The 6,634-nt window shown below is 63.5% G+C and carries 9 protein-coding genes; all 9 read right to left on the minus strand.

Annotated features, from left to right (window positions below):
• Positions 1-24 precede the first annotated feature (24 nt).
• The 9 genes from PYV00_RS09080 to PYV00_RS09120 are packed head-to-tail and all read right to left on the minus strand — an operon-like array spanning position 25 to position 6,560.
• Positions 25-555: a hypothetical protein gene (locus PYV00_RS09080; protein WP_275227951.1), complete on the minus strand. Its 531-nt coding sequence runs from the start codon at positions 553-555 to the stop codon at positions 25-27.
• A gap of 44 nt (positions 556-599) precedes the next feature.
• Positions 600-3,656: a hypothetical protein gene (locus PYV00_RS09085; protein WP_275227952.1), complete on the minus strand. Its 3,057-nt coding sequence runs from the start codon at positions 3,654-3,656 to the stop codon at positions 600-602.
• A gap of 1 nt (position 3,657) precedes the next feature.
• On the minus strand, positions 3,658-3,921 hold the full coding sequence (locus PYV00_RS09090) for a hypothetical protein (protein WP_275227953.1): 264 nt from the start codon (positions 3,919-3,921) through the stop codon (positions 3,658-3,660).
• On the minus strand, positions 3,918-4,376 hold the full coding sequence (locus PYV00_RS09095) for a hypothetical protein (protein WP_275227954.1): 459 nt from the start codon (positions 4,374-4,376) through the stop codon (positions 3,918-3,920). The genes PYV00_RS09090 and PYV00_RS09095 overlap by 4 nt, the downstream gene beginning before the upstream one ends.
• Positions 4,373-4,810: a phage tail tube protein gene (locus PYV00_RS09100; RefSeq protein WP_275227955.1), complete on the minus strand. Its 438-nt coding sequence runs from the start codon at positions 4,808-4,810 to the stop codon at positions 4,373-4,375. Before PYV00_RS09100 ends, PYV00_RS09095 begins: the two co-directional genes overlap by 4 nt.
• A gap of 12 nt (positions 4,811-4,822) precedes the next feature.
• Complete coding sequence (locus tag PYV00_RS09105) at positions 4,823-5,251, minus strand: hypothetical protein (RefSeq protein WP_275227956.1); 429 nt, start codon at positions 5,249-5,251, stop codon at positions 4,823-4,825.
• A 1-nt stretch (position 5,252) separates the two neighbouring features.
• Positions 5,253-5,693: an HK97-gp10 family putative phage morphogenesis protein gene (locus tag PYV00_RS09110; RefSeq protein WP_275227958.1), complete on the minus strand. Its 441-nt coding sequence runs from the start codon at positions 5,691-5,693 to the stop codon at positions 5,253-5,255.
• Positions 5,694-5,695: 2 nt separating this feature from the next.
• Entirely contained in the window at positions 5,696-6,049 is a 354-nt protein-coding gene (locus PYV00_RS09115) for a hypothetical protein (RefSeq protein WP_275227959.1), read from the minus strand.
• The gene (locus PYV00_RS09120; protein WP_275227957.1) at positions 6,027-6,560 is read right to left on the minus strand and encodes a head-tail connector protein; all 534 of its coding nucleotides are present in this window, start codon (positions 6,558-6,560) and stop codon (positions 6,027-6,029) included. Before PYV00_RS09120 ends, PYV00_RS09115 begins: the two co-directional genes overlap by 23 nt.
• Between the last annotated feature and the right edge of the window lie 74 nt (positions 6,561-6,634).

The following is a 6,634-nucleotide window of genomic DNA, read 5'->3' on the forward strand; positions in this document are numbered from 1 at the left end:
GCAGGCCTGTAAGGCCGATCCTGATCATGCCGCCTCCTCGATGGTGAATTCGATGGTGACGATCTCATCGGTGGGAAGCGGCCAGGCGATATCGCTGGTGATGGCGCCTTCGATTTTCGGGGCATCAAGCACGACGAGGCAACCGTCGGGAAAATCGCCGCGTAGCGGCGGCCAGACACGCAGCGTGCCATTGCCGGTGCCGGAATTCCTGATGTTGTGCAGATAATGGACGCCGTCCGCATCGACCACGTTGAGCCAGTAGCCTTCTTTCCACTGGTAGCCGCCGGCAATTCCGGTGACCGGAAGCGACGTGCCGCCAGCGCCTGAGCCGTTGACCACCGGTGTGCCCGGCTCGCCCTGGCTGACACCGCTTAGCGGGTAGAGAATGCGCAAGCCTGCGCTCTTCGCTTCCAGCAGCCGCGAAATGAACACGCTCGCTGTATCGGCGGGCATCGGTGGGTACGCGACTTTCGCGCCGTAATGGCTGCCAGGCCGATCGATCCGCGTCAGCGAGGCCCGCGTCGGCGCGCGCTGCAGCAGGCCCGTATCGATCAATGTCGGTTCGAACGTCTGTACAGCCGGTGTCGAAGGAAGGAGGATCAACGCAGCCCCCACAGGCCTGCCTGCCTGGCTAGCGCCGCGCCGCCCCTGGCGCCGTTACTCTCTGCTACGATGTCACCAGCTCGGATCTCTGCCCAGAACTCAGGCGTCATCACATTGCCGCTGAAGTAATTGTGCACCACTCCGGCCGGCGCCGAACCACCCTTCTGGACATTCATGATCTCACCCTGGCTCACCCTGGCGATAGGATTGCCGTTAAGGCTCAGCGTATTGGTGTCGATGCCGGGAAAGCCGTTGATTTTGAACGAACCGCCCGTGTCGAAGCCGATCAAAGAGGCATTGCCCCGCGTAACGGTGATGTCGCTTCCGCCGCCACCGCCGCCCAAGATGGACTTCCCGATGCCCAGGAGCCCGCCCAGGAAGCCACCACCACCACCACCGCCGCCATTGCCGCCCTGACGGCTGTTGAAAATAAAATCCGCAAGATTGGTCGCGAGCCGGTCGAGCACCTTGGCCAGCGCGTTGAAGCTGCGTTCCTTCATCCAATTCTCGAAGAAATCGCCCAGATTGCCGTCGAGCGCCGCGCGCAGCCCATCTCGGAACGTATCACGAAACGTGCCCGTCAGCTGTGCTCGCTCGCGGTCCAGGCTTTCACTCGTGGCGCGTCCGATCGCATCCTCGCGGCGCATTCCGTCCGCTTCATAGCCTTGTGCGTCCTGGCGAATGCGGTTCGCTTCCTCCATCGCCCGGATCGCGCTGTCACTGTCGCCGCGTAGGCGCGCCAGATCGATCTCATGCGCCGCTCGCTGGTCGGCCAGGCGGCGCGCGGCCTGGTCGGCACGAGCTGCCTCGAGCACGACCAGGCTCTGCTGCGCTTCTCTTTCCGCTTCCGCGAGCGCGACGCCGCGGCTTTTCAGCCGCTCGATCTCGCGTTCGATGAACTCCTCATCTTCGAGGGCGCGAATATGCGCATAGTCCCCACGCAGCTCGGCGAGCTTCATGTCAAACTGGCGTTCGTCGCTGGCGATCGCCTTGGCCTGCGCGACGGCTCTGGCCTCGTCCATCTCGGAAATATCGCGTTCCGCCGCAGCCCGGGCCATCGTGATCGACAGTCCGGCGCGCACATAGTCCTGCTCACGGTCCCTCAGGTCGAGCTGGCGCTGCAGCCTTCGCTCCGCGTCGCTGTCGCCCTTTTCGCGCGCGACATCGAGCTCCTGCTGCAGCCGGATCTCTTCCCGGCGCGCCGCCAGCTCCTCGGGCGATGGTCCGCTTCTCCCACGCGCGCGACCGGTCTTTGTCTTCGGCGGGGATTCGGGAAGCGCATAGTCGCCGCTCCCGGCGAAATTGCCGGCCGGATCGTCGATCGGGCCAAGCGCCAACAACTCCTCGCTCGTGTATTTCCTGCCGATTCCTTTTCCGCGCGCGGCTTCCTTCGCACGGATCTTGGCAATGTCGGCCTCGATGCCGCCATTGCCGGCCTTATCGCCGGCGTTCGGCATCGATCGACCCTGGATAAGGCCGGCCATCTGCATCAATTGGATGACGACACCAAGCCCCGGAATCAGGCTCGCGACACTCTCCGCCATCCGGGCGACGGCATTCTGGACCGTATCAGCCGCAAGGGCCCAGGCAGACCGCCACTCGCCCATCAGCACTAGCTTGGCAATTGCCGCGAGACGCATGGTCACATCGAGCACGGAGTTGATCAGGTCGAGCAGGCTCCCGATCGCGCTGACGATCGCCGAGCCGCCGAGCTCGAGGATCACCTCAATCAATCTCCCGAACAGCTCGATCAGCGTGCCGATGGCCTGGCCAACCGGGCTCGCGGCAAATTTTTCGAACCCCCGCGTCACTGTATCGACAATCTCACCAAGACGGCTGAACAGCTGTTCCAGCTTGGGCCCAAGCGTCTGCTGAGCCATGTCGCCAATGCTGCGCAGCGCGTCGGCGACATTGTCCTTGAACAGCAGGAAGAGCGCGATCGCAGCCCCGATCGGGCCGGCGAACCGAAGGAACAACGGCGCTACCCGCAGCAGGATCGTGCCCAGTCCACCAAAATCACCCGCCAGCTTGCCGATCAGCACGATCGCCGTCCCCATCGGGCTGATCAGCGCGCTCAGCAACGGCAGGATCAGGTTAAACGGTCCTGATAGTGCAGTCGCGCTGAGCAGGAGCGCTGGTAGCGCGATCATGGCGAGCTTGGTGACGATCAGCACCACCGGCCCCATTACTGCGGCAAAGATGGCCATATTGACGGCCGCATCCTTCACCCATTCGGGCAGCTCCTTGAACCGCTCGATCGCACTTTTAAGCCATCCCACCACCTTTTCAGCGATCGGCACCAGGCGCTCGCCCATCTCCTCGGCAAGCTCGTGGATTTCGCTCTGCAGGGCGCGAATGCGATTGGCCAGACTTCCCGAAGTGCGCTCGACGTCGCCCTTCGCATCGTTCAAGCCTGCGGCGATCAAAGCGGCGCGCGCCATGATCTTGCCGTTTTCGTTGAGTTCCTGCCCTTCCTCGATCAGGCCTATCTTGAGGGCCTGTGCTTTCACCGCAGCGTCGCTGAGGAATACGCCGAAGTCCCTCATCGGCTCGGCCTCCCCAGTGAGGCCGGAGCGGATCTTCTCCATCGCAACGTCGAATGGGACGTTGTAGAATGAGCTCGCATCTTGGGCCAGCTCGGCGAAACGCTGCGACATCTTCGCGGCTGCCTCGGCAGTAGGGGCGGCGACCTTAAAGAGTTGCCCGAACGCCATCGCGCCTTGCTGCATCTCGTCGGTTGCCCGGCCCATCGCATCGCCGGTGTCCTCGGCCCACTTGTTCATGCGGTCGGACATCGCGCCGAAGGTGTAGTCGAAGGCCGATTGCAGTTCGTTCGCGTCCGAGGCGGCCTTGATCGTATACCCCGCGAGCCCGAGCAGTGGCGCCGTGATCCCCAGCGTCATCCTTCGGCCGGCGCTTTCGAATGCAGCGGCCACGCCCGCGATCATCCCGCGCAGACGGCCGAACACGCCCTCGATATGCGCGGTGCCCCGATCAAAGTCGTCGAGATCCCAGCTCAGCGCGGCATTCAGCCGGGCAATCGTTCCGGGCATGTCATTCCTTCCGCGATCGACCTTCGGCCTGACGGTTCACGACTTTGAGCCAGGCCCCCCACGCCCTGAGGTTCTGGTGCGCCTCTTCGGGATCTGCCGGCCGTGGCGCGGACTGGCTTCGCTGACCGTCGCCAATCAGCGCTTCCAGCTTGGGATAGGATCGGGGATCGATCTGACCGAGCAAGCCACCCAACCAGGCATTGGCCATGGTGTTGCGAAACTCGCCTTCAGCGCGCACTTTTGCGCCCCGAAGCGCGAGGATCACCGATCGCGGCGTTTGCCGCCAGAAGCCTTCCGGGTCGAAGCCGCCCTGGCACCAGCTCTGGAAGATGCGCTCCCAGTTCCAGCCGGTGTCTCCGGGCGTTGCGCGTTTCCCGCCTGGGGCGCCTCATCCTCGATCTCAGGCAGCTGCGCGCCCTGCATCGCGGTGAGGACCGCCGCCTTGAAATCAGGATTGCCGGAGAAGAACATCTCGACGACGTCGTCTTCGGTGACGTCGGGTTGGTGCTGCTTCAGCCCGCCATAGACGATGGCGCACATCGTCTTGAGGCGAGGATTGCGCCCGGCCTCAAGCGCCGCCCGCAGCTCTTCCACCGCATCGAGGATCGAATAGCCGAGAACACCTTCGGCTTCGAGCCAGACCCGGTTGTCGAGCACGAGCTGAAAGTCGCGCCCCGCGTGCGTGAAGCTGGCGCTGCCCTGCAGCGGATTGCCCCTCATACCGTGGTCGCCGCCTGCAAGAGCGGCCCGGGCTGCCCGGTGAGGGTCGCCGTGCGAATACCGCCCAGCGGCGCATTGTCGGGAACATAGGTCATCAGGAAGACCGACCCGGTATTGTCCTGGGTGGTGCCGTCTTCCTCGACCGTGACGATCTTGAACGCCCGCTTCTCACGGCTCGCCAGGTGTTCCAGGATCAACAGATCGGTCGCGCTGCCGGGCTCGTATTTCAGCGTAGCCGTGAGTTCCGGCACGTCGCCGTGACCGGGGATGTATTCCTTGGTCTTGTTGCTATCGTGGTCGGTCGCTTCGACCTTCGCAACCGAGAGCGTGGGCCTGTTGACGCTCATCAGGCCCTTGACCTTGGTCAGCACGTCGGCCGAGCTGGTCAGCCAAAGCTGGCTGCCATCGCCGAGCACACCATCGGATTCAGCCATGTCGGGGTCTCCTTAGACTGGCGTTGTTGGAACTTGGTAATCGCGCAGGTTGCGGTACACTTTCAGGCCTGAGCCGAGATCCTCGGGGGGAAAGTCTCGCTCGAAGAGCAGCTTGCCGCGATGAAAGCGCACAGCGAAAATGGTGGCGCATTGTTCGAGCACGTCGCGGATCGCGTCGGCCAGCGAAGTGGCTTGGAGGCAACTCAGGCCGAAGCACTCGACCCGAACCCGGTTGAGCTGCAGGCACGCCGCCCCATCCTGGTCGTATTGGCGGCCGGTATGGATCATCTGCAGCGTCGCGGCCGGAAAGGCCGCCTTTTCGTCGGATTTGCGCTCGATCCAGTCGATCGCCGCCCGGGTGCCGCTCTCGGATGCCACCCTTCCTGCAAAATGCGGCACAAACCCGTCGCTTCGCAGGCGGGCAAGCAATTCCGCGCGCATCTCAAACCGCCGAAAGGATCGCTCGACCGGCAAGGTCGCCGAGGATGACGACTACGTGATCCTTGTTGGCCTCCCATGCGGGTAGCAGGAAAGGCTGCGCGCGCATGTTCACCGTGCCCAGTTCTACAAAGCCCGCGTAAAAGGTGTCCTCGTGGCCTTTTCGACGTGCGGCACCAGCTGCTAGCGGGCCCACAAAGACAGTGCGCCCATCGAACAGCACGTCTTCGTCGCCCCGGCTACGCGACCCGCGGGGAGCAATTCCGGTAACGATGATGCTCTCGCGCAACGCGCCCGTATCCACGGGTGCGAGGGCGCGTGCGTCCTCCGCCACGGGCTCCAAGGCAATCTGGGCTATCTCGCTCATCACTTCGTTGGACAGCGACATTCCGACTTTGCGGATGTTCGACATCGCCTCGTCGAACCCCGACATGTCAAAGCGCATGCTCACTTCGCCCTCCTGACGGCGGTGAATTCGATCTCTTCACGCTTCCATGGTGCGATATTGGTGATGTCCCAGATCTCGCCGTCGAGCTGGATCACATGTTTCGTCGAAACGCTCCGCGTGTCGTCGTTCGCCAGCGCGATGAACGTGGCGGGCTGATCGTTGCCCTTGATGGCGGCCGAGCGGCGCTCCTCACCTTTGCTGAAGATCACCTGGACATATTCCTCGCAGATCAAGCCGAAGCTGTCGGCGATTGGCTCACCAAGATGGTTCTCCCGGGTCACCTCTTCGCTGAAGGAGACGAGTGTGTCTCGCTGGCCAGATCCACGCATGTCAGACGCGCCGCAGCCGCTCATCCTCGAGCAGCTGCTCGAAGGCGGGTGGAAGTGGTCCCTCCTCGCGATCGTTGAACCACTTGGCGACACACACCCGAACTGCATGAAGCACATGCTCGGGGGCATTGATCGCGCCTTCGGCATCGTTGACTTCAAAGCCAACCGTTGCGCTCACCCGGATTGCACCGGCAGCGCGGATCGTCGGTGGCCAGCACGCCCCTATGGCCGGCAGAAGCCGGGTCGTGCCATGCTTTTCGATCGCGCGAAAATCGGCAAATGCCTGATCCTGACCATTTTGGTCAAGGTACCGAATCTCGATCGTATCGAGCTTTACGGGGCGCAATCTGAGCTCCAGCTCGCGGTCGAAGCAATCGAACTGGAACGTATGCTGACGCTCGCCGGCAACGTAGCCGCTATGGCGTTCGGCCGCCCGACTGGCGGCGTTGATCAGCCGTTGGATCAGCGCGTCCTCGCCTGCATGACGCACGCGCATCTGCGCCTTCGCATCCGCGAGGCTGATAAAACCGGCCATGTAAGCTCCGGGGCAGGAGGGCCAGCCGGCGGCCGGCCCTCACTCGGTTCAGACGGTCGGCGCGTCGTCCGCGC

The sequence above is a fragment of the Novosphingobium album (ex Liu et al. 2023) genome (assembly GCF_029076845.1).
Classification (GTDB): Bacteria; Pseudomonadota; Alphaproteobacteria; order Sphingomonadales; family Sphingomonadaceae; genus Novosphingobium.

Bases quoted from the DNA above. Each gene is read 5' to 3' on its own strand.
- PYV00_RS09095 (WP_275227954.1), bottom strand. From the start codon at position 4,376: ATGAGGGGCAATCCGCTGCAGGGCAGCGCCAGCTTCACGCACGCGGGG.
- PYV00_RS09105 (WP_275227956.1), bottom strand. From the start codon at position 5,251: ATGCGCGCGGAATTGCTTGCCCGCCTGCGAAGCGACGGGTTTGTGCCG.
- PYV00_RS09100 (WP_275227955.1), bottom strand. From the start codon at position 4,810: ATGGCTGAATCCGATGGTGTGCTCGGCGATGGCAGCCAGCTTTGGCTG.
- PYV00_RS09115 (WP_275227959.1), bottom strand. From the start codon at position 6,049: ATGAGCGGCTGCGGCGCGTCTGACATGCGTGGATCTGGCCAGCGAGAC.
- PYV00_RS09120 (WP_275227957.1), bottom strand. From the start codon at position 6,560: ATGGCCGGTTTTATCAGCCTCGCGGATGCGAAGGCGCAGATGCGCGTG.
- PYV00_RS09110 (WP_275227958.1), bottom strand. From the start codon at position 5,693: ATGCGCTTTGACATGTCGGGGTTCGACGAGGCGATGTCGAACATCCGC.
- PYV00_RS09085 (WP_275227952.1), bottom strand. From the start codon at position 3,656: ATGCCCGGAACGATTGCCCGGCTGAATGCCGCGCTGAGCTGGGATCTC.